We start from the raw sequence: 26,998 nt of genomic DNA, 5'->3' as shown, positions 1-26,998 counted from the left end.
CACCATGGAGTCGTTCCTCACGGATTTCACCCAGGACGTGGCCTCCGGCGTCTCCCTCAAGGACGCGGGGATGATGGTGCCACGCCTGGTGGCGGCGGTGCTCCTGGGCACGGTGTTGTCCCTGCGGCCGTGGAGACTCCTCACGGGCCGCGCCCTGCCCAAGGCGGACATGGTGCAGGCGCAGATCCTCCTGTGCACGGCGGCGGCCGTCATCACCGCCGTCATCGGCAACAGCATGGCCAAGGCCTTCGGACTGGTGGGCCTGGGCGGCTTCGTGCGCTTCCGCTCGGGGCTGAAGGATCCGCGCGATGCCGCCATCCTCTTCCTGGTGATCGGCCTGGGCATGGCCTGCGGCCACGGCAGCCTGGGGCTCGCCGGGGTGGGCACCGTGTTCGTCGGCGCGCTGTTGTGGGTGCTGGAGTCGTTCGAGAAGAAGGAGGCCGACGGCCCCAGGCAGCGGCTGCTCGTGTCGGCACAGGCGGATGACTTGGTGCGCGCCGAGGAGTTCCTGCGCAAGACGTTGCACGGGCGCAACGTGCTGGTGCGCAGCTGCGCCCTGGACTTCGACGGGCGCCGGTTGGAGCTGGAAGTCGAGGAGAAGGAGCCGGGAGCGCTCGCGGCCACGCTGAGTGGCGCCGCGGGTGGACCCGTGCGTGGACTCAGGTGGATGGAGCTGCCCGCCCGCAAGGGCGGCCAGGAGGAGCGGGCATGAAGCGCTGGAGTTGGGCGGTACTGGTGGCGGCGGGATGCTGGGTGGGCTGTGGCGAGGGCGGCAGTCTGCCCGGGCAGAGCAACAATCCCAGCGTGACGAATCCGGATGGAACGGTGACGCTGCCGGACATCCCGGCGGGCACCGGGGGCGAGGACGGGCAGCCAGCCCTCACCACCCTGTGGCCCCTCACCCAGGGCTCCTCCTGGACGTACCGCATCCAGGAGCCCTCCAAGGGCACCTTCGAGAAGCGCGTGGAGGTGCTGGGCGAGCAGGTGGTGCCCGAGACGACCATGAAGGCCGTGGCCGTGCTCAGCACCCAGCCCAACAAGGAGGAGATGTCCTGGCAGCTCGAGCTGGACGGGACGGTGGTGCGCCTGCGCGAGGAGGACCGCAAGCAGGGCAAGGTGTCGCAGGTGACGACCTGGAATCCCGCCACCGTCAAGGCGCTCTCCAAACCACGGGCCCTGGGCTGGAGCTACACCTCGGACGTCCGCGAGCTGACGCTCGCCGACGATGGCACCCCGGAGGACAAGGACAAGACCTACGTCTGGCGCGTCGTGGGCGTGAACGAGACCGTCACCACCCCCGCCGGCACCTTCACCAACGCCATCCGCCTGGAGCGCAAGCGCGGTGACAAGGTGAAGCCGGACGATGACCGCACCTACTGGCTCGTGCCCGGCATCGGCAAGGTCAAGGAGGACGGCGAGCGGCTCGAGGAACTCGTCTCCTTCGACATCAAGAAGCCCTGAGTCGCTCCGGCTCCTCGGGACGCCCTCCCTCCGGGGTGGCGTCCCCGCCATTTTGCTGGTGAAACCAACAGGGGGATAGGCTCACGCACAGGCGGGTTGGCTCCAGGCGGTGCGCGCCCGTGGGAAGGAGCCCCCGGAGTGACACGGTTGGTTTTCAAGTGGTCGAGTCTGGCACTGGCGCTCGCGAGCACGGGCGCCACGGCGCGAGAGCCGCCGAATTACGAAGTGCTGCAGGACCTCCCGCCCTCACCGCGCGCGAACAAGCAACTGCTACCGGAGGCGACGGACGCACGAGTCGCCCACCGGGACGCGCAGCGCGACCTGCCCACCTTCGTCTGGGCGAATGGAAGGAAGTCCGAGGCCCGGTCGCCGCGCACGCGGCTGGCGAGCATGAAGCCCGAGCTGGCCGCGCGCGAGCAGCTCGACGAGTACGTGTCCCTGTATGGCCACGAGTCGCTCACCGAGGCGGGTGCGGACGTCTCCTCCATCAGCCGTGACGCGCGCGGCGTGTCCATCGTCACCTTCGCCCAGCAGGTGGACGGCGTGGAGGTGTTCCGCCAGGGGCTCAAGGTCCTCCTCGACGCGAACAACGAGGTCGTGGCCCTCAGCGGCAACCTGTCCCCGTACATCTCCGCGACCACGTCCGCCGCCCGGGCCCCGGGCCCGCGCCACCAGTTGACGGCCCCCCAGGCCATCTCCCTGGCCTACCGCGACCTGACCGGAGCCCCCCTGGATGGCAGCCTGCTCACGCGGGCCGGCCTCCGCGTGGACGACAACGACCCGTACACCCACTACCAGCTCGCCCCCTACGCGCGTCCGCTGGCCGAGGGCCTCGTCATCCCCGCGCGCGCCAGGCCCGTGTTCTTCCCCCTGCCCACCGGGCTCGTGCCCGCCTACTACCTGGAGCTCAACACGGCCCCGGCCGGGAGCCGGGAGTCGGACTACTACGCCTACATCGTGTCCGCGGTCGACGGCCGGCTGCTCATGCGCAACAACCTCACGGCGCACACGGACTTCAGCTACCGCGTCTGGGCGGAGACCACGCAGCCCTATACCCCGCTGGATGGACCCGCGGGCGGCGTCGCCACGCCCCACCCCACGGGCAAGCCTTACACCTTCGCCCCGCCGCCCTACGTGGCCCCCTCACTCGTCACCCTGCGAAACGCCCCCTTCAGCCGGAACGATCCCTGGCTGCCGGACGGCGCCACGGAGACGCGGGGCAACAACGTGGACGCCTACGCGGACCTCGTCTATCCGGACGGCTTCGGCGCGGGGGACTTCCGCGCCACGGTGACGGCCCCGGGCGTGTTCGACCGGAGCACGGATTTCAGCCTCCAGCCCTCCGCCAACGCGGGGCAGATCCAGGCGGCCACCACGCAGCTGTTCTACATGAACAACTGGCTGCACGACTGGTTCTACGACGTGGGCTTCGACGAGGCCTCGGGCAACGCCCAGCAGGACAACTTCGGCCGCGGCGGCCTGCAACATGACCCCATCCATGCCGAGGCACAGGACTACGACGGCCGCAACAACGGGAACATGTCGACGCCGGCGGACGGTGCGTCCCCGCAGATGCAGATGTTCATCTTCGACGGCCCCGAGGAGACATTGGATGACCAGTACCTGGAGGTGACCGCGCCCGCGAGCGTCGCGGGCAGATACGCGGTGGGTAACGCCAACTTCGGCCCACAGTCGTTCGACCTGGGCGGCCAGGTCGTGCTCGCGGCCAGCGGCGACTCGAGCACCACGGCTTGCGAAGCGCTGACCAACGCCGCGCAGGTGGCCGGGAAGCTCGCCTTCATCGACCGCGGCGGCTGCACCTTCGTGCAGAAGATCCGCAACGCGCAGAGAGCCGGAGCCGTGGGCGTCATCATCGCGAACAACACGTCCGGCGCCTTGGAAGCCGCGGATATCGCTCCGGACATCACCCTCCCCTCGCTGTACATCACGCAGGCGGATGGCGACAGGCTCCGGGCCACGCTCCCCGACCTCACCACGAAGCTCCACCGCGTCCTGGTCCCCGACCTGGATGGCACGCTCGACAACAGCGTCGCAGCGCACGAGTGGGGCCACTACATCAGCAACCGCCTCGTCTGGAACGCGTCCGGCCTGACCAACAACCAGGGCAAGTCCCTGGGCGAGGGCTGGGCGGACTTCACCGCCCTGCTGATGATGACGCGCCCGGAGGACATCCACGTCCCCGCCAACGCCCACTGGAACGGCGCCTACGCCGTGGCCGGGTACGCCACACGGGGCGGCATGTCCGAGGACAGCACCTTCTTCGGCCTCCGGCGCGTGACCTACTCGGCGGACATGGCCAGGAACGCGCTCACCTTCCGGCATATCGCCAACGGAGAGCCGCTGCCCGCCCCGGCATCCACCACGCCCTTCTCCACCAACGCGGAGGCCCACAACTCGGGTGAGATCTGGGCCACGATGCTGTGGGACTGCTACGTGTCACTGCTGCGCGCCCACCCCTTCGGGGAGGCCCAACACCGCATGAAGCAGTACCTGGTCAACGGCTACAAGCTGACGCCCGCCACGCCCACCTTCTTGGAAGCACGAGACGCGCTCATCGCGGCGGCCTCCGCCGCCTCCGCCGAGGATGGACGCCGCTTCTGGGAGGCCTTCGCCCGGCGTGGCGCGGGCGTGGGCGCGGTGGCGCCGGACCGCACCTCCTGGGACCATGTCGGCGTCGTGGAGAGCTACGACGTCACGGCGGACGTGACGGTCGTCTCCCTCTCCGTGGAGGCCGTGTCCAAGACGTGTGACCGGGACAACATCCTCGACAACGGCGAGACGGGCCTGCTGCGCATCAAGCTGCGCAACCTGGATGCCATCCGCACCGAGCAGACCCTCGCCACCGTCACCTCCTCCAGCCCGGGGGTGACGCTGGGCCATGGCGGCCAGGTGCAGGTGCCAGCCCTGGACAGGTTGGAGGAGACGGAGGTCACCCTCCCCGTGTCGCTCCAGGGCGCGACGGGGCGCCAGCAACTGAGCTTCACCGTCACCACGCGCCAGGAAGACCCGTCCCGTCCAGGCAACCGCGAGGCCACACGGCGAGTGGGAGCCAACTACGACGAGAAGCCCGCCTCCACGACCACCGAGGACGTGGAGTCGAGCAACCCGCCCTGGACCGCCACGAATGACGACCACGGCGTCAACGTGAACTGGACCCCCCTGGAGTACCCCACGGCCACCGGCAACCACGTCTTCCACGCGAGGGACGTGAACGGGCCGAGCGACATGCGCCTCACCTCCCCGCCCCTCCAGGTGAGCACCACCGAGCCCCTCGTCCTCGAGTTCAAGCAGGCCTGGGACTTCGAAGTGGGCGTCGGCATGAACTACGACGGCGCCGTCATCGAGCTGAGCGAGGACGATGGACGGACGTGGAAGGACGTGGGCGAGGCCCTCTACAACGGCACGCTCGCCAGCTACGAGGGCAACCTCAACCCGCTCGATGGCCGCGGGGCCTTCGTGGGCCAGAGCACGAACTTCCCCGCCTTCCTCTCCTCCAGGTTGGACCTCGGGACGGCCTACGCGGGCAAGACGGTGCGGCTGCGCTTCCGCGTTGGCTCGAACCAGAACACCGGGGCCAACGGCTGGTTGTTGGATGACCTGGAGTTCAGCGGCCTCACGAACACGCCCTTCACCGCCATCCACGCGGAGGATGGGGTGTGCGTGAAGCCTCCGCCTCCCGTCATCTCGGCCGGCGAGGACGTGGAAGTGGCGGAGCACACGAGCCTGACGCTCCACGGCACCGCCACGGATGCGGACGACGGTCCCCTCACCTCCGCGTGGACGCAACTGTCCGGCCCGGAGGTGACGCTCTCGGAGGCCGACACGCTCACGCCCTCCTTCGTCGCCCCCGAGGTGAGCGCCAACACCCCCCTGGTGTTCCAGCTGTCCATCTCCAACGGCAGCGACACGGCCACTGACACGGTCTCCGTGACCGTGACGGACGGGAACCGCGCGCCCACCCCGAACCCGGAGCCGCCGCGCTGTGGCTGCTCCACTGGCGCCGAGGCCCCCCTGGGCCTGATGGGTCTGGCACTGCTCACCCTGGCGCGCCGCCGCCGGTCGAAAACGGCTCGTTCTCCGGCTCCTTCCGCCTCTTCTCTTTTGACAGGAATTGCGCGGTACAAACGACCCGAACCCACGCGTTAGGCGATACAAGGGGATTGGCTCTAAACTTCAACCTGTCGACACTTTACCGCTGGGAGGAGAACCGTTATCGCTCCAAGTACTGGAGCGGGTGCCTCCCGGGGACGTGGTGGAGCAGTGGCCACGGTGCGTCGTCCATGGGAAGGAGCCCCCGAAGTGACAAGGTTGTTTTTCAAGTGGTCGAGTCTGGCACTGGCGCTCGCGAGCACGGGCGCCACGGCGCGAGACCTGCCGAACTACGAAGTGCTGCAAGACGCCCCCCCCTCCTCGCTGCGAGCCGCGCCCTCACCGGGCACGAGCCCGCGGCTGGGAAAGACACTGGGCGCACGCGTTACCCACCTGGACGAGCAGCGCAACCTGCCCACCTTCGTCTGGGCGAATGGAAGGAAGTCCGAGGCCCGGTCGCTGCGCACGCAACTGGCGGGCATGAAGCCCGAGCTGGCCGCGCGCGAGCAGCTCGCGGAGTACCTGTCGCTGTACGGCCACAAGTCGCTCACCGAGGCCGGTGCGAGCGTGGCCTCCGTCAGCCGTGACGCGCGCGGCGTGTCCATCGTCACCTTCGCCCAGCAGGTGGACGGCGTGGAGGTGTTCCGCCAGGGGCTCAAGGTCCTCCTCGACGCGAACAACGAGGTCGTGGCCCTCAGCGGCAACCTGTCCCCGCACGCGTCCGCGACCACGTCCGCCGCCCGGGTCTCGAGCCTGCGCTACCAGTTGACGGCTCCCCAGGCCATCTCCCTGGCCTACCGCGACCTGACCGGAGCCCCCCTGGATGGCAGCCTGCTCACGCGGGCGAGCGTCCGCGCGAACGAGCAGACTCCGTACACCCACTACCAGCTCGCCCCCTACGCGCGTCCGCTCGCCGAGGGCCTCGTCATCCCCGCGCGCGCCAGGCCCGTGTTCTTCCCCCTGCCCACCGGGCTCGTGCCCGCCTACTACCTGGAGCTCAACACGGCCCCGGCGGAGAGCTCCGATTCGGACTACTACGCCTACGTCGTGTCCGCGGCCGATGGCCGGCTGCTCATGCGCAACAACCTCACCGCGCACGCGAACTTCTCCTACCGCGTCTGGGCGGAGACCACGCCGCCCTATCTCCCACTGGATGGACCCGCGGGCGGCGTCGCCACGCCCCACCCCACGGGCAAGCCTTACACCTTCGCCCCGCCGGCGTTCGTGGCTCCCTCGCTCGTCACCCTCCAGAACGCGCCCTTCAGCCAGAACGATCCCTGGCTGGCGGACGGCGCCACGCAGACCCAGGGCAACAACGTGGACGCGTACGCGGACCTCGTCGCGCCGGACGGCTTCAGCCAGGGTGACCTGCGTGCCACGATGACGGCTCCGGGCGTGTTCGACCGGAGCATGGACCTGAGCATCCAGCCCTATGCCAACGCGGAGCAGATCCAGGCGGCCACCACGCAGCTGTTCTTCGTGAACAACTGGCTGCACGACTGGTTCTACGACGTGGGCTTCGACGAGGCCTCGGGCAACGCCCAGCAGGACAACTTCAGCCGCGGCGGCCTGGGCGGTGACGCCATCCAAGCCCAGGCGCAGGACTACAGCGGGCGCAACAACGCGAACATGTCGACGCCGGCGGACGGTGCGTCCCCGCGCATGCAGATGTACATCTTCGACAACCTCGACACGCACCTGGAGACGAGCGTCCCCGGGGGCACCCCGCGCAATTACCCGGTGGGCACCGTCGCCGCCGGCCCGCAGGAGTACAACGTGAGCGCGGAGGTCGTGCTCACGGCCAGCGGCACTCCGTCCGACACCAAGGCCTGCGCTCCCCTGACCAACGCCGCCGAGGTGGCCGGGAAGATCGCCCTCGTCGACCGCAGCACCAGCACCTCCTGCACCATCCCCCAGCAGATCAAGAACGCACAGAACGCCGGTGCCATCGGCGTCCTCTGGGTGAACACCGTGGACGTCGTCCAGTCGTCCGGCAGCAAGGATGCGAGCATCACCATTCCCACCCAGATCGTCACGCGCACCACGGGCCAGGAGCTCAAGGCCGCGCTCCCCGGGCTCACCGCGCGGCTCTACAGCGTACGGCTCCTCGATCCGGACGGAACGATCGACAACGGCATCGTGGCGCACGAGTGGGGCCACTACATCAGCAACCGCCTCATCTGGAACGGGTCCGGCCTGAGCAACAACCAGGGCAGGTCCATGGGCGAGGGCTGGGCGGACTTCACCGCCCTGCTGATGATGGTGCGCGCGGAGGACATCAACGTCCCCTCCAACGCCGACTGGAACGGAGCCTATGCCGCGGCCGAGTACGCCACGCGCGGCGGCATGTCCGACGACAGCACCTTCTTCGGCATCCGGCGCGTGACCTACTCGGCGGACATGAGCAAGAACGCGCTCACCTTCAAGCACATCTCCAACGCGGAGACCCTGCCCACCTCGGCGCCCATCACGCCCTTCTCCACCAACGCGGAGTACCACAACTCGGGTGAGATCTGGGCCACGATGCTGTGGGACTGCTACGTGTCGCTGCTGCGCGCCCATCCCTTCCAGGACGCGCAGGACCGCATGAAGCAGTACCTGGTCAACGGCTACAAGCTCACGCCCGCGATGCCCACCTTCCTCGAGGCGCGTGACGCGCTCATCGCGGCGACCTACGCCTCGGATCCCGCGGATGGACAGCGCTTCTGGAGTGCCTTCGCCCGGCGTGGCGCGGGCGTGGGAGCCAAGGCGCCGGACCGCCTGTCCACCAACCACGTGGGCGTCGTGGAGAGCTACGACACGACCGCGGACGTCGCGGTCGTCTCCATCTCCGTGGATGCCCCCACCCAGGCGTGCGACGGGGACGCCATCCTCGACAACGGCGAGATGGGCCTGCTGCGCATCAAGGTGCGCAACCTGGGTCCCACCCGCACCGAGGTGACGACCGCCACCGTGACCTCGCCCACCTTCGGCGTGACGCTGGGCAACGGCGGCCAGGTGCAGGTGCCGGCCCTGAACGTGCTGCAGGAGGCGGAGGTGACCGTCCCGGTGTCGCTCCAGGGCGCGACGACGCGCCAGTGGCTGAACTTCGTCGTCACCACGCACCAGGGAAAGCTCACCCGGCCCGGCGACCGCACGGGCACCCTGACCGTGATGGCCAACTACGACGAGGAGCCCGAGTCCCAGCGGATCGAGGACGTGCAGTCCAGCAACCCGCCCTGGACCTTCACGCATGATGACCGCCTGGACAACGTGGACTGGGAAGTCTTCCAGTACCCCACGGTCACCAACAACCTCTTCTACGCGGTGAACGAGAACGGGCCGAGCGACATGCGCCTCACCACCCCGCCTCTCATGGTGAGCGCCACCGAGCCCCTCGTCCTCAAGTTCAAGCAGGCCTGGAGCTTCGAGTGGTACTCCGCCGCCATCACCGGCACCGAGGACATCTACTTCGACGGCGCCGTCATCGAACTGAGCGAGGATGATGGACAGACGTGGGTGGACGTCGGCCAGTCCCTGTACACCGCGACGCTCGAGAGCGCGGAGGACAACCTCAATCCGCTCGATGGCCGTAACGCCATCTCCGGCAAGAGCCCGGGCTTCCCCGCCCTCATCCCCGCCACGCTGGATCTCGGCACGGCGTACGCGGGCAAGACGGTGCGGCTGCGCTTCCGCGTCGGCTCGGACGTCAACACCGGAGCGGACGGCTGGCTGGTGGACGATCTGGAGTTCAGCGGCATCACCAACACCCCCTTCACCACCGTGAGCGAGGATGACAATGTGTGCGTGAGCCCCCAGGCTCCCGTCATCTCGGCCGGCCCGGATCTGCAGGTGGGGGAGCGCGCGAAGCTGACGCTCCAGGGCAGCGCGAGGGACCCCAACGGCGGCTCGCTCACCTACACGTGGACGCAGACGTCCGGCCCCACGGTGACGCTCACGGACGCGGCCACGCTCACGCCGTCCTTCACCGCTCCCGAGGTGACCGCCAACACCAACCTGGTGTTCAAGCTGTCCGTCACCAACAAGAGCAGCACGGTCACCGACACGGTGACGGTGACGGTGACGAACGTGAACCGCGCGCCCACCGTCAACGCGGGCATCGCGGGTGTCGTGGACGAGCGCTCCAGCTACACGCTGATGGGCTCGGCGAGCGACGAGGACGGTGACAAGCTCACCTACGCCTGGGTGCAGCAATCCGGCACGCCGGTGGCCCTGACCAATGCCCTCACGCCGCAGGCCACCTTCACCGCGCCCGAAGTCACCCTCGACGAGACGCTCACCTTCCTGTTGCTGGTGAGCGACGGCCAGACGACGACCCGCTCCTCCGTGGACGTCACGGTGCGCAACGTCAACCGCGCCCCCACCGCCCACGCCGGTGAGGCCCTCTCCGTCGAGACGGGCGCCCAGGCGAAACTCAACGGCACCGCCAGCTCGGACCCCGACGGTGACGCGCTCACCTATACCTGGACCCAGGTGGAGGGGACGCCCGTGACGCTCACCGGCGCGGACACCGCCACCCCGTCCTTCACCGCTCCGGACGTGGAGGCCCAGACCCCGCTGCGCTTCAGCCTCGTGGTCAAGGACGGCTCCCTCGACAGTGAGCCCGCCTTCGTCTCCGTCACCGTCACTCCCAAGCCCGTGACCAACCCGGATCCCGAGCCCCAGCCTCAGCCCGAGCCGCCGAAGTGTGGCTGCTCCACCGGCGCCGAGGCCCCCCTGGGCCTGCTCGGCCTGGGGCTGCTCGCCCTGGCCCGCCGCCGCCGGGTGAACTGAGACGTTCCGGCCCTCCCCTTTCCTCTTCTCGGAAAGGGGAGGGCCGTGCGTTGAACATCCCCGCTATCCCCGGGGCGCGTTCGGGCGTAGAGCAGACCGCGTGAAGACGTCCCCCCCTCCGCAGTCCGCCGCCCCCGCGAAGGTCCTGTCCGTCGTGGAGCTGCGCAAGCAATACGGAGCCACCGTCGCCGTCGACGGGCTCTCCTTCGACGTGGGCCGCCATGAAATCGTCGGGCTGCTCGGCAGCAACGGCGCGGGCAAGACGACCACCATCAACATGGTGCTCGGGCTGCTCGAGCCCAGCTCGGGCTCCATCCACATCGAGGGAGTGGACCTGGCGCGGCACCGCACCCGGGCGCTCGCGCACACGAACTTCGCCGCCATCTACGCGCCGCTGCCCGGCAACCTCACCGTCCAGCAGAACCTGCGCACCTTCGGCCTGCTCTATGGTGTGAATCGGCTGTCCGAGCGCATCGAGGAGCTCCTCACCCAGTTGGATCTCACGCGCTTCCGAGACGTGCGCTGCGGGGTGCTCTCCTCGGGAGAGCAGACGCGGGTGACCCTGGCCAAGGCGCTCATCAACCGCCCCGCCCTGCTGCTGCTCGACGAGCCGACCGCGTCGTTGGATCCCGTGACGGCGCGAGACATCCGCGCCCGCATCCGGGACTTCGCCACCCGGGACGAGGGCGGCGTGCTGTGGACGTCCCACAACATGTACGAGGTGGAGGAAGTCTGCGACCGGGTGCTCATCGTCTCGCACGGGAGGATCGTCCTCCAGGGCGACCCCCGGGCGCTGCCCGGCCAGTACGGCAAGACCACGCTCGAGGAGCTGTTCATCACCGTGGCGCGAGGTGACCCGTCATGAATCCCTCCCGCATCGCCGCCATCGTGCTGCGCCAGTTCTATCTCTTGAGGGGCAGCCCCGCGCGCATCCTCCCGCTCTTCATCTGGGTGGCCATCGATGTCGTCCTGTGGGGCTTCATCACGCGCTACCTCAACACCGTCACCGACTCCGGCCTGGACTTCGTCACCTCGCTGCTGGGCACGGTGCTGCTGTGGAACTTCCTCACCCGCGCCATGCAGGGCGTGACGATGGCGTTCTTCGAGGACGTCTGGTCGCGCAACTTCCTCAACCTCTTCGCCACCCCCCTGTCGACCTCCGAGTACATCAGCGGCCTGGTGCTCTCGAGCATCACGACGAGCAGCATCGGCCTGGTCGTCATGGTCGCCGTGGCGGGCGCGGCGTTCGGCCTGTCGCTGTTCACCTACGGCGTGCTGCTGGTGCCCTTCCTGCTCGTGCTCTTCCTGTACGGCATCGCGCTCGGCGTCTTCGGCAGCGCCGTGGTGCTGCGACTCGGCCCCGCCGCCGAGTGGCTCATCTGGCCCATCCCCGCCATGGTGTCGCCCTTCGCGTGTGTCTTCTACCCCCGCGCCACGCTGCCGGAGTGGATGCAGCTCCTCTCACTGCTCTTCCCGCCCTCCTACGTCTTCGAGGGCATGCGGGCGATCGCCATGGGCGGCCACTTCTCCGGCGGGGCGTTGCTCGCGGGAGTGGGGCTCGCACTGCTCTGCCTCCTGCTCGCCTGCGTCTTCTTCATGCGCATCTACCATGAGGCGGTGCGCTCGGGCCGCGTCGCCCGCTACAGCGCCGAGAGCGTGAGCTGAGCAGCCCCACGAGGGGACGGGAGCGGGCATCCGCTCGATCGCTCCACGGCCCACGGCCAGGCGGGCGGGCGCTGGGGGGATCCGGGGCTTGCCCCTGAATGGATGTGAGGTGATGGACGGTTCACCTCCGAGTCCGGATGACCCGGACAGGAGGACTCATGCACCGACTGTACTCCCTGGCGCTCAGCATGATGACCGTGGCGCTCACCCTCACCGCGAGCGGTGCGAGCGCCGCGAAGCTCACGCGCGACCCCTACCTGCAACGCGTGGGACCGGACACCGCCATGGTGGCCTTCCGGCTGGATACGGCGTGTGCCGCCACGGTGCGCTATGGCACTCATGGGAGCACGGATCTGTCCGTCACCGCGCCCACCGCCCAGACGCAACAGGCCGTGGTGCTCGACGGCCTGGAGCCCGGCACCGAGTACACCTATGTCGTGGACGCCTGCGGCTCGCGCACCAGCCCGGTGACGTTCTCCACCGCGCCCGTGCCCGGCACCCGCAGCGTGCACTTCACCACCGTGGGTGACTTCGGCTCGAACAACCAGGATCAGCGCGACGTGTCCCGGGCCATGCTCGGCCGCAAGCCGCAGCTCTTCCTGGCGCTCGGGGACAACGCCTACGAGATGGGCACCGAGGCCGAGTTCCAGCACAACCTCTTCGAGCCCATGGCTCCCCTGCTCGCGCAGGTGCCCTTCTTCGCCGTCCCGGGCAACCACGAGTACGAGACCAACAGGGGCCAGCCCTACTTCGACAACCTCTACCTGCCCACCAGCCAGAGCGGCGGCGAGTACTACTACTCCTTCGACTGGGGCCATGTGCACTTCGTGGCGATCGACTCCAACTGCGCCATCGGCCTGTCCTCGGCCGACCGTTGCACCTTCGAGGCGCAGAAGAAGTGGGTGGAGCAGGACCTGGCCGCCAGCACCGCCCCCTGGAAGATCGTCTTCTTCCACCACCCGCCCTGGAGCAGCGGGGATCACGGCTCGCAGTTGAAGATGCGCCGGGAGTTCGCCCCCCTCTTCGAGAAGTACGGGGTGGACCTGGTGCTCACCGGGCATGATCACAACTACGAGCGCTCCCGGCCCATGCGCGGCAACGAGGTGGCCCCTTCGGGCGCCACGGCTCCCGTCTACCTCGTGGTGGGCAGCGGCGGCGCGAAGCTGCGCGAACTCAGCATCGCGAGCAAGCCGTCCTGGTCCGTGCTGCGCAACAACTCGGACCACGGCTATCTGGACGTGCGGGTCGAGGACGGCACCCTCACCGCCCAGATGCTCACCCCCTCGGGCAAGATGATGGACAGCTTCACCCTCACCAAGGATCTCCCGCCCGAGCCCACGCCCCCCGCCCAGGAGGCCCCGACCACTCCGGGTGCGCCCTCCCCGACGAACCCGACCCCCGCGCCGTCCACGCCGGGCCAGCCGCCCCTCGGGGGAAGCACCCAGACCCCCCCAGGGGCAGTGCCAGGCGAGGAGGATCCGGCCGAGACCGCCCCGGGCTGCTCGGCCACCCCGGCGATGACGCTGCTGCCGGCCGGGATGTGGGTGCTCGCCAGCGCCCTGCGCCGCCGCCGGCGTTGACCGGGAAGGCGGGGGGCGGCCCCTCGGCACCCGGGAAGGCCCCCGGAGCGCCTCCGCCCCTGTCTCCGCCCTTGTCATCGAGCGCCCGGGATGCGATGCGCCTGCGTGCCGACAGCGCGGGCCCGCACACCCCGGGCCTCCGGAGCCTTTCATGAAGAAGAACCCCCGCCCCTCCCCCAGGGCCCCCCAGTCCCGCCGTGAGCCGTCCGCCGCCTCCGAAGGCGTTCGCGCGATCCGCCCCGTGCGCGAGGATCTCGTCCTCCAGGCGAGCCTGGAAGCCTATGGCTTCATCCGCCACGAGGGCCGCCTGGCGGACCGGGCCCTGGACTACACCCTGCGCCACAAGAAGAACCTCTACTCCAACGAGCGCCGCGCCGTGGCCGAGCGGGTGTACGCCCTGCTTCGCCGCCAGCGCACCGTGGACTTCCTCCTCGAGCACGCCCACCCGGGCTTCTCCCGCCTGGACCGTACGCGTCAGGACGTGCTGCGCCTGGCCGCCTCGCGCGTGCTGCATGGCGAGTCCCTGGAAGAGGTGGAGCGCTCGGCGGTGCAGTCTGGCCTGGGCGCGGGCGCGCTGTCCGGACTCGCACGGGCCGCCCGGACCCTGGAGGCGCTGCCCCCCGACAAGCGCTTCCCCATCGCCGCCTCGCTGCCGGACTTCCTCGCGGCGCGCTTCCGCGAGGCGTTCGGCCCGGACGCCGAGCGCGCCGCCGAGGCGATGAACGAGCGCGCGCCGCTCACCGCCCGCGTCAATGGCCTCAAGGGAGACCGCGAGCGGGTGCGCGAGCTGCTCGAGAAGGAGGGCGTGAGCACCCAGCCCACCCCGCTGTCGCCGCTCGGGCTCATCCTCGACACACGCACCAATGCCTTCTCGCTCGAGGCGTTCCGCGACGGAGCCTTCGAGCTGCAGGACGAGGGCAGCCAGCTGTTGGGCCTGCTCGTGGACGCGCCGCCCACCAAGGTGGTGGACGCGTGCGCGGGCGCGGGCGGCAAGACGCTCCAGCTCGCCGTGCAGATGAAGAACCGGGGCGACCTGTACGCGCTGGACGTCGAGGAGGGGCGCATGGAGGACTTGCGCAAGCGCACGCGCCGGGCGGGCGTGCACAACGTGCGCGCCCAGCTCATCCCCGCGGACGGCCCCGAGGTGGACGCGGCGCTCGCGCCCCTTCTGGGCAAGGCGGACCGGGTGCTGGTGGACGCGCCGTGCAGCGGCACGGGCACCCTGCGCCGCAAGCCGGACGCGCGCTACCGCCTCACGCCCGAGATGCTGGTGGAGCACGTGGCGCGGCAGAAGCGGCTGCTCGAGCGCTTCTCCCGGCTGGTGAAGCCCGGCGGGCGGCTCATCTACGGCACGTGCAGCGTGCTGCCCGAGGAGAACGAGGCCGTGGTGGAGGACTTCCTCTCGCGGCACCCGGACTACACGGTGCGTCCGGTGGCCGAGGAACTGGGAGCGGAGTTGGGGGCCAGGGTGAGCAAGGGCCCCTACCTGCGGCTCGCCCCGCACCTGCACGGCACGGATGGATTCTTCGGGGCCATCCTCGTGCGCGCGAAGTAACCTCTCCCGGGCGCAGTCCCTGGAGAGAACGGAATGCCGGAAGCGGTCCACTATCGCGTCTCGATGCTCCGCCCGCACTCGCACCTCTTCGAGGTGGAGGCCACCTTCCCCGCGGCGCCGGAGCCGCTCGCCGCGGTGCTGCCGGTGTGGACTCCCGGCAGCTACCTGGTGCGCGAGTTCGCGCGCCAGCTCCAGGACGTGAGCGCCACGGACCCCGACGGCGAGCGCCTCGCGGTGCGGCGCGAGGACAAGCGCACCTGGCGCGTCGAGTCGAGGGGCCGCCCGGTGACGCTGCGCTATCGCGTCTACGCGCACGAGCTGTCGGTGCGCACCAGCCACCTGGACGGCAGCCACGGCTACTTCAACGGCGCCACGCTCTTCCTCTACACCGAGGCCACGCGGGGCCTGGAGCACCACGTCACCGTGGAGGCCCCCGAGGGATGGCGGACCTTCACCGCGCTGGAGCGCCGGGGAGAGGTCTTCGTCGCGAGCGACTACGACGAGCTGGTGGACAGCCCCTTCGAGGTGGGGCCCCACACGCCGCTCACCTTCACCGCCGCGGGCGTGCCGCACGAGGTGGTGGTGTGGGGAGACGCGGTGCCGGATGGCTCGCGCATGTGCACGGATCTCCAGCGCGTGTGCGAGACCCAGGCGCGGCTGTTCGGCGGGCTGCCCCACCGGCGCTACCTGTTCCTCGTCTATCTCACGGACAAGGGACGCGGGGGCCTGGAGCACGGCGCGTCCACGGCGCTGCTCTTTCCGCGCGTGGGCCTGCAGAGCGCGCGGGGCTGGGAGGACTTCCTCACGCTCGCGGCGCACGAGTACTTCCACCTGTGGAACGTCAAGCGGGTGAAGCCCCGGGCGCTCGTGCCCTTCGACTACTCGCAGGAGAACTACACCTCGCTCCTGTGGGCCTTCGAGGGCGTCACCTCGTACTACGACAACCTCTTCGTGCTGCGCGCGGGGCTGATGAGCGCGAGCCGCTACCTCACGCGCCTGGGCGAGACGCTCTCGGCGCTCCAGGCCACGCCGGGCCGCAAGGTGCAGACCCTGGCCGAGTCCTCGCTCGTGTGCTGGGTGAAGCACTACCGCCCGGACGAGCACTCGCCCAACAGCGCCATCTCCTACTACCTCAAGGGCGAGGTGGTGGCGGTGTTGTTGGACCTGGAGCTGCGCCGCCTCACGGGCAACGCGCGGGGCCTGGATGATCTGATGCGGCTGTTGTGGAAGCGCTACGGAGACGGCTCCGGCGTGCCCGAGGACGGCGTGGAGGCGGCGGCCGCGGAGGTGGCGGGACAGGATCTGTCGGCCTTCTTCGACCGGGCACTGCGCACCACGCAGGAGCTGGACCTGTCGCCCTTCGCCCACGTGGGCCTGGAGGTGAGGCTGCGCCCGCGCGAGTCCACCAACGACCGGGGTGGCAGCCCGCCCCCGCGCACCAAGGGAGAGGGCCGGCCCAAGGGGTGGCTGGGGGTGATGCCCAAGGGAGGCACCACCTTCTCCGCGGTGCTGGAGGGCTCGCCCGCGCAGGAGGCGGGGCTGTACGTGGACGACGAGCTGGTGGCGCTCGACGGCTGGCGCGTGGACACCGGGGCGCTGCTCACGCGCTGCGAGGACAAGTCCCCCGGGGACACGGTGCGCGTCACGGTGTTCCGCCGGGACAAGCTGGTGGAGGTGCCCGTGGTGCTCGGCCAGAAGCCCGCGGATGCCGTGTGGCTCGCGCGCATGGACAAGCCCACGGACGCGCAGAAGGCCGCCTACCAGGCATGGCTCGGTACGCCCTGGGAAGAGCCGGGGTAGCGGGCCGAGTCCCCGAGCCTCCAGTGGGTGACTTGAGCTGTTGGGTTCAGCTTGATTACCCATGAGGTCATCTTCATGATGACTTCATGGGTCATGACTTGAGCAACGGCCATGGGTGGCCGCCATGAGCGGGTCGAAGCGCGGGGCCTCCTTCGAAGACCTGGAGACAGTCCCTCCCCATCGAGTGGGAGAGATCGTCGATGGCGAGCTGTACGTGAGCCCCCGCCCGGCCCCGCTATATGCAAGGGCCACTTCTCGACTCGGAATGCTGTTGGGAAAACCCTTCGACCTGGGCGAGGAGGGCCCCGGTGGTTGGATCATCCTGAGCGAGCCCGAGTTGCACCTGGGGAATGACGCCCTGGTACCGGACCTCGCGGGTTGGCGCCGGGAACGCATGCCGGAGATGCCCCACACAGCGGCCGTCACCCTGGCCCCCGACTGGGTCTGCGAGGTGCTCTCGCCTTCCACGGCGGTGCTGGATCGGGAGAAGAAGATGAAGGCCTATGGCCGCGAGGGCGTGAGCCATCTGTGGCTGCTGGCTCCCCTCCAACGTTCCCTGGAGGTCTACCGGCTGGAGCATCGACACTGGGAGCGGTAACCCAAAGGAAGCCAAGGCCGCCTTCCGCCTCCTGCACCAGCGCCCTGGGAAGACAGACCGGGCCAGGCGCGCCCCCTACGTGTTCTGACCCATCACGCTGGACCGAGAAGCGACGGGACGACGAGACGTCGCGGGCGGCCGCCCGGGCCCGGGTCCGTCGTTCCTGGCTTTTCCAGGAGTACGAATAAAATTCACATTCATGATTGATCCATCTAATCCAATAGCGTATCTTGATGTCGCTTTACGGACAATGCAGCTGAGTGAAGTCCCCCGGAGGATTCATGCAGACTGAGATCAGCACCACCCCCGCCGTGTCCCCCGCCCTCTTCTTCAAGCGTTTCGAGGAGCCCATGCGCCAGAGCATCGGCGCCTACGAGTACTCTCCGGAAGTCGACGGCCTCGTCTTCCGGCTCACCGCGGCCCAGGATGATCTCGAGCAGTTGCCGGACGACGGCAGCGGCAGCGCCAGCGGCACCTACAGCAGTGGCGGCAAGTGGGATGCCGACGCCGACGCGGACTTCTAGTCACCGACGAATCGCCTGACGAGGAGACCAGCCGATCGTGTTCGCGCCGTTCCGGCAAGCACGTGGGCTGGTCGACTCTTGACATGATTCTCCTCCAAGGAGCGGCCATGCGAACTGATGCCAGCACCACGAGCGCCGCGGTCCCAGCCCTGTTCTTCAAACGCTTCGAGGAGTGCATGAAGGGAAGCCAGGTGGCAGCGGAGTACGCACCAGAAGTCGACGGCTTCGTCTTGCAGCACATCGCCTCCTCCGCCGATGAGAGCGACATACCGATCGGGGGCACCAGCACGGTTGATTACATCAACGGCAAGTTGTACCTCGACGCCGACTTTGTTCCCTAGCCGCCAGGCGGTTCACCCCCGGTGGCCGGCCCGTCGCGAGACGTGGGGCCCCCACGGTATGCGCGGGTGGACCGCTCCCAGTGCACGCACAGAGCAGCAGTTGAGCCCCACCCTATGATCCTCATCACCACGAATGCCTGGGAGCCCACTGCCGACCGAGTCATCCGGCGACTCACCAAGATGGGTCAGCCCTGGGTCCGCTTCAACACGAACGACTATCCGCGGAAGGCACGGGTCGCGCTTGGCTCGGATCAAACGACCGCGTTCTTCGTGAATGGCTCGGGCAAGCGGATTGACTTGTCCAGCGTGCGCTCGGCGTGGTTGTGGAAGTACGGGGAGTATGATCTGCCCGAGGGCATCTCCGCGCCGGAGTCGAAGTTCATCCATCACCAGTGCCAGACCGTGATGCACAGCGCCTATCGCGTCCTGCAGGAGCGCGCGTTCATGGTCAACGTGAACGACCGCAACCATGCCGCGAATGACAAGCCCCGCCAGCTCGCGCTCGCGCCACGGCTTGGCCTCCGGGTGCCGCCCACGCTGGTCACCAATTCTCCCGAGGACGCCAAGGCCTTCTGCGCACAGCATGCCAGGGTCGCCTACAAGGCCATCGGCCTGCCGGTGTTGATCGAGAAGAACGGTGATTCCGCGACGCCTCCGCGGATGATCTACACCAATATCCTGAGCGAGAAGGACATCTCCGAGCTCGACCAGCTCCAGTTCTGTCCGGCCATCCTCCAGGCCTACGTGCCCAAGAGGTTCGAGGTCCGCATCACCATCGTCGGCAACGAGGTCTTCGCCGCGGAGCTGCATTCACAGAACCACGAGGCGACGACCATCGACTACCGGAAGACCTGGAATGAGTCGGTGAAGATCTCGTACCGCGTCCACGCGCTGCCCCCCAAGGTCGCCGAGTCCTGCCTGGCGATAACGCGGGAGTTCGGGCTGGCCTACTCGGCGATCGACATGATCTTCACGCCCGAGGGCGAGTATGTCTTCCTGGAGATGAATCCCACCGGGATGTACGCCTGGATCGAGGATGCCACGGAGCTGCCCATCTCCGATGCCCTCGCCGCCATGCTGGTCCGCGGCGGGATGGGCTGACAGGCTGGGCGGAAGTCGCCCGGAAGGGGTTCGTTCTTGGCATCGACCGGAAGACCGAGCACGCAGGCGCCACTCACGCTCGCGTTCGTCTGGCGCGTGCTGCGGCTGGTATGGAACACGGATCCCACCGGAACGCTCCTGGCCTCCGTGCTCCTGCTGATGGGAGCCTGCATTCCCACGGGCCTGTTGTGGGCCTCCAAGAACGTGGTGGACGGAGTCGCGGCGGGCATCGCCCAGCCCTCGGAGGAGAACCTGTACCGAGTGCTGGGATGGATCGGGCTGATGGCCCTGCTCGCGATCTCCCGGGAGCTGTTCCAGGCGCTCGCGGAGTACGTGAACGATGGACTGGGGCGCAAGGTCGAGGCCCATGCCACGCTCTCGGTGCTCGCGAAGGCGGCCTCGCTCGACCTGGCGCACTTCGACACTCCCCACTTCTACGACCAGCTCGAGAAGGCGACGCGCGAGGTGGGCTTCCGCCCCATGGTGCTGTACCGGGAGACGCTCCGGGGGATGCAGTCCCTGGCGGCCCTGGTGGCCCAGGCAATGCTCGTGGTCGGCCTCTTCCCGGCGGCCCTGGTGCTCGTGCTGCTGGCGTGCATTCCCGAGATGCGGTTCCAATTCCGGGGGGTCGCGCGCAAGTTCGGACTGATGGACATGCGCAGTCCCCTGGGCCGCCGTCTCGCCTACTACCAGGGCATCCTCACCGACGGCACACTCGCCAAGGAAATGCGTGTGTTCGGCGTGGCGCCCTGGCTGCTGGGGCACATGCGGGAGCGGTTGAAGACGTTCCTCGCGGAGGACCGCGCGCTCGCCTCGCAAAACGCGCGCCTGGGGCTCGGAGGGCGAGTCCTGTCCCGGCTCGCCTATTACGGTGCCTATGCGGCGCTCGCGATGGAAGCACTCAGCGGACGGCTGTCCCTGGGCACGCTGACCATGGGGGTGGCGGCCCTCCAGACGCTCCAGCTCCACCTGTCCTCGGTGCTGACGTCCTTGTCGAGCGCGTTCGAGCACAACCTGTTCCTGAGCCGCTATTTCGAGTTCCTGCGGCTCCAGCCCACGCTCCAGGAGCGGGCCCCGCGCGTCACTCCCCCCCGGGACATCCAGCAAGCGGTGGAACTGCGCCAGGTGGGCTTCCACTACCCGGGAGCCGAGCAGCCCACGCTGCACGACATCAACCTGAGCCTGCGGCCCGGCGAGGTGGTCTCCATCGTGGGAGAAAACGGCTCCGGCAAGACGACGCTCGTGAAGCTGCTGGCCCGGCTCTATGATCCATCCGAAGGGGTGATGACCCTGGATGGCACGGATCTGCGCCAGTTCGATCCCGACGAGTACCGCTCGCTCGTGAGCGTGGTGTGGCAGGACTTCGCGCGCTTCGAGCTCAGCCTGAGAGACAACGTCCTGTTGGGCAACGAGGCACGCGCCGACCAGCTCGCGGCGGCCTTGCGTGCCGCGGGCCTGGATGACGTGGTGGCGGGACTGCCCGAGGGCGTGAACACGATGCTCGGGCGCGCGTTCGAGGACGGCGTTCAACTCTCCTCCGGCCAGTGGCAGCGGATCGCCGTGGCCCGCGCCTTCGTCCGGGCGGCACCACTGCTCATCCTCGACGAGCCCTCCTCCGCCCTGGACGCGCGCCAGGAGCATGATCTGTTCCACCGGCTCCGGGAATTGGGGCGTGGCCGCGCCGTCGTCTTCATCACCCACCGGCTGTCATCGACGCGCGTGGCGGATCGCATCGTCGTGCTCGAGAAGGGAAGGATTGTCGAGCAGGGTGATCACGAATCGCTCCTGCGGGCGGAGGGCCCCTACGCCCGGCTGTTCCGGCTGCAGGCCGCACCCTATGTCGACGACCTCGCGGCACAGGAAACTCCCGCGCAGCCCATGCTGCGCACCCTGGGTTGATGCTAGGCTGCCTCGCCTCCCCGGCGAGGGGAAACTCCACTGCGTCGATCCTCTTTCACGCATGAGGTGGTTTCATGAGCATGAGCAACGGTTCGGGCAGGGAACTCGCGGAGTTCCTGTACCCGGTCAGCCCGAAGGAGTTCCTCTCCGAGTACTGGGAGAAGAAGCCCCTCTACGTCCGAGGAACGCCCACCAAGTTCGCCCGGCTCTTCGATCGGGAGCGGTTCGACCGAGCCATCTTGCGCGTGGGCTTCGACAAGCGGAAGCCCGCGCCCTTCTCGATCCGGGCGCTATGGCGCAACCGCCACGACCTTCAGGCGGGCATCGAGATCGAGCCGACCCAGGTCCGCGAGGCGCTCGCCTCCCGGACCACCGTCTGCGTCAATGACATCACCGCGGGAGACGCGGTGCTCGCGGAGTTCGCCGCGCACATCAAACGCCAGATGAACCTGGCCACGCCGGTGCGCTTCAACTGCTACCTCTCACCGGATGGAGAGGGCCTGGACACCCACTACGACGCGCGCCATGCGACGATCATCCAGATCTCCGGCAGCAAGCGTTGGCTGTACTCGCGGCTTCCCGCGACGAACTACCCGCTCGCCAACGCGCTCGTCCAGAAGGATGGCCAGATACGGCACGGTGAGCACAACAACAGACGGCAGAAGCTGGACGTGCCCACCCCGGACGAGAGCCAGTTCGAAGAGGTGCTGCTCGAGCCCGGGGATCTGCTCTACCTGCCGCCCGGCACATGGCACAACGCGAAGGCCAGCGGGGAATCGCTCGCGCTCAACATGGCCTTCGAGACGGTCGGCATGCTGCAATTGCTCTTCCCGGAAATCGAGCGCCTGCTCAGCGAGAAGCTGGAGTGGCGCGCCATCCTGCCCGCCACCCCCCTGGAGCAGACGCGGCCCGGTGAAATCCCCCTGGAGGTGGAGCAGTTCATCACCGCGCGCCTGGGCGAGCTGCGTGACCTGCTCGGCAAGCTGTCCTCCCGCGGGGTCGAGCTGGAGCGCATCTGGCGGCGCGCGGTCACCAGCAGTCCCTACGTCTCGCTGGACGGCCAGGCGCCCACCTCACCCCTGAAGCCGGAGGATGTGCTGGTGCGCACCGAACCCTATCCCCTCTCCTACGTGAGGAAGCCCGGACCGGACGGGACCCAGTTCGTGTATGTCTATGGCTGCAATACCGAGGTGCTCCTGCCCGGAGAGGCGTTGTCCCTCGTGCGCGGCATCGCGGCCCGCCAGCGCTTCACCGTGGCCGAGGTGGAGCAGTGGGGAGACATCTCCATGAAGCAGGGCATCGAAGTGCTCGAGACCCTGCTGACACGGGGGCTGCTGCGCCGCGAGGGCGAACAGCTCACCACCCCGGTGGAGAGCCCGACACCCGCGCCGCACGTATGAAGAAGGACGGCATGACACGCGGACGAACTCTCCTGGTGGCGTTCGGAGTGGTGCTCCTGGCCGGGATTGCCCTGTGGATGGCCTTCCAGCCCGAACCCGCCGCGCCGGAGCGTCCCACCGTCGAACGGAAGCGAGCGGATGAAAGGCCGCGGACCGAGCCCGGGCCAGCCGCTTCGCGCCTCCCGGCGACAGGGGGTTGCGCGGTGTCTGGACGGGTGAGCACGACATCCGGCCAGGCGCTCGCGGGCGCCACGGTCAGCGCCACTCCCCAACAGGCCACTGGAGAGCCCTCGCTGGCGCGGGCGGATGGGCAGGGCCGCTGGGCACTGTGTCAACTGCCCGGGGGGAGCTATGCCCTGTCGGCCACCGCCCCTGGCTACCGGCCGGCGCAGCGGCTCCTGGCTGTATCGCCACTCGGTCCTCCCCAGACGGTGGACTTCCAGCTGCAGTCAGGCGGAGTCGAGCTCCGGGGCACGGTGTTGGATGTCGGCGGAGGGCCCATCGCCGGCGCGCGGGTCGTCGCCGTCGAGCAGGTTCCCGCGCCCGAGTTCGGCCGCACGGGCCCCCGGCCCGCTTCATGGACGGACGCGAACGGGCAATACCAGCTCTGGCTCGACGCGGGCGTCTATGGCCTCACCGCATCCCATCCGGACTACACGGACGGAGCCGCGACGGTCCGGATGGAGAACGTCCCCCGCAAACAAGACTTCCTGCTCACGCCCGCGGCGTCCATCCAGGGCCGGGTCCTCACCCGCGAGGGAGGTCATCCCGTCGCCGGGGCACGGGTGAGCTGGTCGCTGGGCGATAGCCCCAAGGGCAGCTTCTCCCTGGATGCGGAGCTCCCCCCGGCGGTCCTCACCGACGACTCCGGCAACTTCGTCATCCGGCAACTTCCATCGGGAAGGGTGCGCTTGCGCGCCACCAGCCCCGGCTTCCTGTCCGAGCCGGTCCCGGTCGACCTGGGCATCGCCGCGCAGGCGCGGGACATCGTGCTGCTCGTCGACCGCGCCCTGAGCATCTCCGGACAGGTGGTCCAGAAAGGCAGTGGCACGCCCGTGGCTGGTGCCCACGTGTCCGCCCTGCACACGGAGACCCAGGAGTCGGCCCGGGAGTCCACTCCCTCGGACGAGCAGGGAGCGTTCCAGCTCCTGGTTCCAGGGGCCGGGCGCTACCGGCTCATCACCACGGGCGGAAACTTCGTGCCACGGCTTCTCAGCCCCATGGTCACGGTCAAGGACACCTCCGTCACGGACGTGCGCGTCGAGGTGGACACCGGCGCCACGGTGCGCGGGCGCGTGGAGCCGGCGGCGGAGGCGTGGATCACCATCGAGCCACGCCGCGAGAGTCAGGGCTCCATGCTGACGGCGATGACCGTCTTCAACCTGCGGACCCGCTCCACGCGGGAAGGCGCATTCGAGCTGAGCGGCGTTCCTCCTGGCGCGTTCACCCTGGTGGCCACCACCCTCGAGGGAGGACGAGGCAGCGCCCAGGTGGACGTCGGAAGTGGAGACCCCGAGCACACCCTCATCCAGGTCTCGCCAGGAGGACGTATCGAGGGCCGGGTGGTGGACGAGCAGGGGCGCGCGGTCCCCAACGTGTCGATCCGCGCCGTCGCGGAGCCCCGTGGCCAGGGTTTCGAAGGCCGGCTCCCCGCGGGCATTTCTGGAGGCATGTCGGAGGAGGACGGCCACTTCAGGTTGACGGGCCTGGCGGCGGCCTCCTACCGCCTCGAGGCGGAGGACTCCACGGGAGCCCTGGAAGTGCGCGCGCCCACCGGGGGAAGCCGCATCCTCCTGGCCGCCGGGCAACACCTCACCGGGCAGACCGTCGTCGTCGAGAGCCGCGGCTGCGGGGTGCTCGGAAGGATTCAGGCATCCACCGGAGGCGCCCAACCGGACGCATGGGTCAGCGTGAAGCCAGCGGCTGCCGCCGGGCGCTCCACGCAAGACCCGGCGCGTGTGGCGCTCAGCGGCCCCGACGGCTCCTTCCAGATGGAGCATCTGCGCTGCGGTGCTTACGAGATCGCGGGCTTCGCGCCCGAGACAGGAGAACAGGGGCTCGTGCGGAGCGAACTGCGGCAGGGCCGCCAGGAGCGGCTCGAGGTCCGGCTCGTTCCGGGCCTGAAGCTGCGCGGGAGCGTCCGGCGTGCGGGGAGTCCCGTGCGCCAGTTCGTCCTCACCGCCCAGGGGCCCTCGCAATACCAGTTCCAGGGGAAAGACGGGTCCGGTGAGTTCAGCATCCCCGGGGTCGTGCCTGGCCGGTACTCGATTGGAGTGACCTCGGACGAGGGGAGCGCGCTGCGCACCGTGGAGGTGGGGATCGGCTCCACGCCGGTGGAACTCGAGCTGGTGCCCTGGGGCTCCGTCTCGGGCACGGTGCTCGATGCGGCGACGCATCAGCCACTCCAGGGCTATGACGTCCTCGTCAAATCCGAGTCCGGGGTGAGTACCTTCGACAACGTGCTCGCGTTGATCAGCCGCGAGGGTCCGCGCACCGACGCCCAGGGGCGCTTCCTCGTGCAACGGCTCCCCTCCGGGCCCAACCGGCTCCTCGTCATCAGCGGTTCGGCCGAGCGCTTCCAGATACTCGCCAGTCGCACCTTCTCCCTGCAACCAGGCGAGCAAGTCCAACTGGGCGTGTTGGAGGCATCCCAGACAACGACTCCCACGCCCCCCGTGGGAAGCAAACCTTGAGCCCGTTGTCTCCGCCGCCCGCCCGCTGCAAGCGCCACCCCACCGCCACCGCCGGTTGGCGCTGCGTGGGGTGTGCCGACTTCCTCTGCCCGGAGTGCGTCGAGGCCCGGCGCATCTCCACCGTGGACCTGATCGCCTGCCGCGCCTGCGGACAACAGGCGGAGACACTGCTCGTCCACCGCTCGCGGCAACAACCGCTCGCGGAGCGGATGCGCACCGCGGTGCGCTACCTGCTCAACCGCCACGCCCTGGCCATGCTCCTGGCCATCGGGACGATCCTCACGCTGCTGGCCTTCCTCACCCGGGCGTCATTCATCCTCGCGCGGCTGGCTCCGGCGGTGCTGCTGTTCGGCGTCTTCTGGGGCTGCTTCTTCGCCATCCTCCGGGCGAGCGCCCGGGGCGAGACCGACATCCCCCTGCCCGAATACAACGATCTCATCTCCGACTGGCTCCAGCCCTCGCTGCGCGGCCTCGTCGCCACCAGCGCCGTGTGGCTCCCCTTCGGCGTCTACCTCGTCTGCTTCAGCGGCTGGGACGCGCACGCGTACATCTCGCGCCTGTCCGACGATCCCATGTTCTACGCGACGGGCACCTTCCACGCCCTGCCCTGGGAACAACTGCGCGAGGACCCCATCGTGTGGGTGCTGGGACTGGCCGGCCTCGTCTACCTGCCCATGGGCCTCATCCAGGGAGCCATCGGCGCCCCCTTCCTGGAGATGATCAACCCCGTGCGCGGCGTGCGCGCCATGCTGCGCCTCGGGCGCGACTACACCACCACGCTGGGCGTCCTGTTCGTCCTGGGGCTCGCGGGGCTGGTGACGTACGCCCTCGGCGCGAGCCTGCGCGCCCTGGACCTGGGGCTGCTGACACGCTGGCTCGCCGAGCTCGTCGAGCTGCCCGTGCCCCTGTTGATGGCGCACGTGCTCGGGCTGCTGCTCCACACCCGGGGGGATGCCCTCGGGTACGGGGCGTCGTCCGAGTATCTCACTCCCGTGCTGCCCGGCGCGGCCCCGAGCACCACCCTGCGCGTGGAGGGCCTGGGCCTGCCCGAGGCGGAGACCGCCCCGCCCCCCGAGCTGCGCATCCAGGAGCTGACCCAGGCCGTCAGCGCCCGTGACATCCCCCGCGCCCTCGCGCTCTACGCCGAGATCCACTTCCTGCCCCGCGCCGCCCTCCCCCCCGCGGTGCACCTCTTCGTCGGACAAGCGGCGGCGAGCCAACAGCAGCATGCCCTCGCGGTGCGCGCGCTGGAGGCCGCCGCGGACTCCGCCCCGGAGGATCCACTCGCCCCCCGCGCCCTGGTGCTCCTGGCGCGCGTGCTCGGCGAGCGCATGCAGGAGCCGGGGCGGGCCCAGGAGGTCTACCGCTACATCGTCGAGCGCTACCCGGACACGGACGCCTCGCGCTTCGCCCGGGTCCGACTTCCGCCCACCTCCTGACAGGTCCGCTTGCGCCCGGCCCCGTGCGTGCGCACTCCCTGTCCATGCACCGAGCACGT

General features: G+C 69.2%; 16 protein-coding genes and 1 pseudogene. All 17 read left to right on the top strand.

Annotation, left to right across the window (positions count from 1 at the left end):
- Positions 1-4: 4 nt before the first annotated feature.
- The 17 genes and pseudogenes from CYFUS_RS14580 to CYFUS_RS14500 all read left to right on the top strand — a co-directional run bounded on the left by CYFUS_RS14580 (position 5) and on the right by CYFUS_RS14500 (position 26,939).
- Positions 5-712 carry a DUF4956 domain-containing protein gene (locus CYFUS_RS14580; protein WP_095985780.1) on the top strand — a complete coding sequence of 236 codons (708 nt, stop codon included), beginning with the start codon at positions 5-7 and terminating at the stop codon, positions 710-712.
- Positions 709-1,461 carry a hypothetical protein gene (locus CYFUS_RS14575; RefSeq protein ID WP_095985779.1) on the top strand — a complete coding sequence of 251 codons (753 nt, stop codon included), beginning with the start codon at positions 709-711 and terminating at the stop codon, positions 1,459-1,461. Before CYFUS_RS14580 ends, CYFUS_RS14575 begins: the two co-directional genes overlap by 4 nt.
- Positions 1,462-1,599: 138 nt before the next feature.
- A complete protein-coding gene (locus tag CYFUS_RS14570; protein ID WP_232537555.1) occupies positions 1,600-5,628 on the top strand; it encodes a myxosortase-dependent M36 family metallopeptidase in 4,029 nt (1,342 codons plus the stop codon).
- 153 nt (positions 5,629-5,781) lie between these two features.
- On the top strand, positions 5,782-10,344 hold the full coding sequence (locus CYFUS_RS14565) for a myxosortase-dependent M36 family metallopeptidase (RefSeq protein WP_095985778.1): 4,563 nt from the start codon (positions 5,782-5,784) through the stop codon (positions 10,342-10,344).
- A 100-nt stretch (positions 10,345-10,444) separates the two neighbouring features.
- Positions 10,445-11,209 (top strand): ABC transporter ATP-binding protein, encoded by a 765-nt coding sequence (locus CYFUS_RS14560; protein WP_095985777.1) that lies wholly within the window; start codon positions 10,445-10,447, stop codon positions 11,207-11,209.
- Positions 11,206-12,009 (top strand): ABC transporter permease, encoded by an 804-nt coding sequence (locus CYFUS_RS14555; protein WP_095985776.1) that lies wholly within the window; start codon positions 11,206-11,208, stop codon positions 12,007-12,009. The genes CYFUS_RS14560 and CYFUS_RS14555 overlap by 4 nt, the downstream gene beginning before the upstream one ends.
- 158 nt (positions 12,010-12,167) lie before the next feature.
- On the top strand, positions 12,168-13,589 hold the full coding sequence (locus CYFUS_RS14550) for a purple acid phosphatase family protein (protein WP_095985775.1): 1,422 nt from the start codon (positions 12,168-12,170) through the stop codon (positions 13,587-13,589).
- A gap of 151 nt (positions 13,590-13,740) precedes the next feature.
- Positions 13,741-15,144 (top strand): RsmB/NOP family class I SAM-dependent RNA methyltransferase, encoded by a 1,404-nt coding sequence (locus CYFUS_RS14545; RefSeq protein ID WP_095985774.1) that lies wholly within the window; start codon positions 13,741-13,743, stop codon positions 15,142-15,144.
- A gap of 33 nt (positions 15,145-15,177) precedes the next feature.
- Positions 15,178-16,944, top strand: coding sequence for a M61 family metallopeptidase (locus CYFUS_RS14540; RefSeq protein ID WP_095985773.1), 1,767 nt, complete (start codon positions 15,178-15,180; stop codon positions 16,942-16,944).
- A gap of 124 nt (positions 16,945-17,068) precedes the next feature.
- A pseudogene (locus tag CYFUS_RS14535) lies at positions 17,069-17,533 on the top strand (Uma2 family endonuclease); the annotation flags it as partial.
- Positions 17,534-17,823: 290 nt separating this feature from the next.
- The gene (locus tag CYFUS_RS14530; RefSeq protein WP_095985772.1) at positions 17,824-18,066 is read left to right on the top strand and encodes a hypothetical protein; all 243 of its coding nucleotides are present in this window, start codon (positions 17,824-17,826) and stop codon (positions 18,064-18,066) included.
- Positions 18,067-18,173: 107 nt separating this feature from the next.
- The gene (locus CYFUS_RS14525; protein WP_095985771.1) at positions 18,174-18,407 is read left to right on the top strand and encodes a hypothetical protein; all 234 of its coding nucleotides are present in this window, start codon (positions 18,174-18,176) and stop codon (positions 18,405-18,407) included.
- 114 nt (positions 18,408-18,521) lie between these two features.
- A complete protein-coding gene (locus tag CYFUS_RS14520) occupies positions 18,522-19,508 on the top strand; it encodes an MvdC/MvdD family ATP grasp protein (protein WP_095985770.1) in 987 nt (328 codons plus the stop codon).
- Positions 19,509-19,544: 36 nt separating this feature from the next.
- A complete protein-coding gene (locus CYFUS_RS14515) occupies positions 19,545-21,407 on the top strand; it encodes an ABC transporter ATP-binding protein (protein ID WP_095985769.1) in 1,863 nt (620 codons plus the stop codon).
- A 74-nt stretch (positions 21,408-21,481) separates the two neighbouring features.
- A complete protein-coding gene (locus tag CYFUS_RS14510) occupies positions 21,482-22,807 on the top strand; it encodes a JmjC domain-containing protein (RefSeq protein WP_095985768.1) in 1,326 nt (441 codons plus the stop codon).
- A 215-nt stretch (positions 22,808-23,022) separates the two neighbouring features.
- Positions 23,023-25,500 (top strand): carboxypeptidase regulatory-like domain-containing protein, encoded by a 2,478-nt coding sequence (locus tag CYFUS_RS14505; RefSeq protein ID WP_198316577.1) that lies wholly within the window; start codon positions 23,023-23,025, stop codon positions 25,498-25,500.
- Positions 25,497-26,939, top strand: a complete 1,443-nt coding sequence (locus CYFUS_RS14500) for a tetratricopeptide repeat protein (RefSeq protein ID WP_157758449.1) — start codon at positions 25,497-25,499, stop codon at positions 26,937-26,939. Before CYFUS_RS14505 ends, CYFUS_RS14500 begins: the two co-directional genes overlap by 4 nt.
- The last annotated feature ends 59 nt before the right edge of the window (positions 26,940-26,998 follow it).

Origin of the sequence: Cystobacter fuscus, from assembly GCF_002305875.1 — a bacterium.
GTDB lineage: Bacteria > Myxococcota > Myxococcia > Myxococcales > Myxococcaceae > Cystobacter > Cystobacter fuscus_A.
Note: the sequence above shows the minus strand (reverse complement) of the source record. Positions and strands in the feature narration are given on the sequence as shown.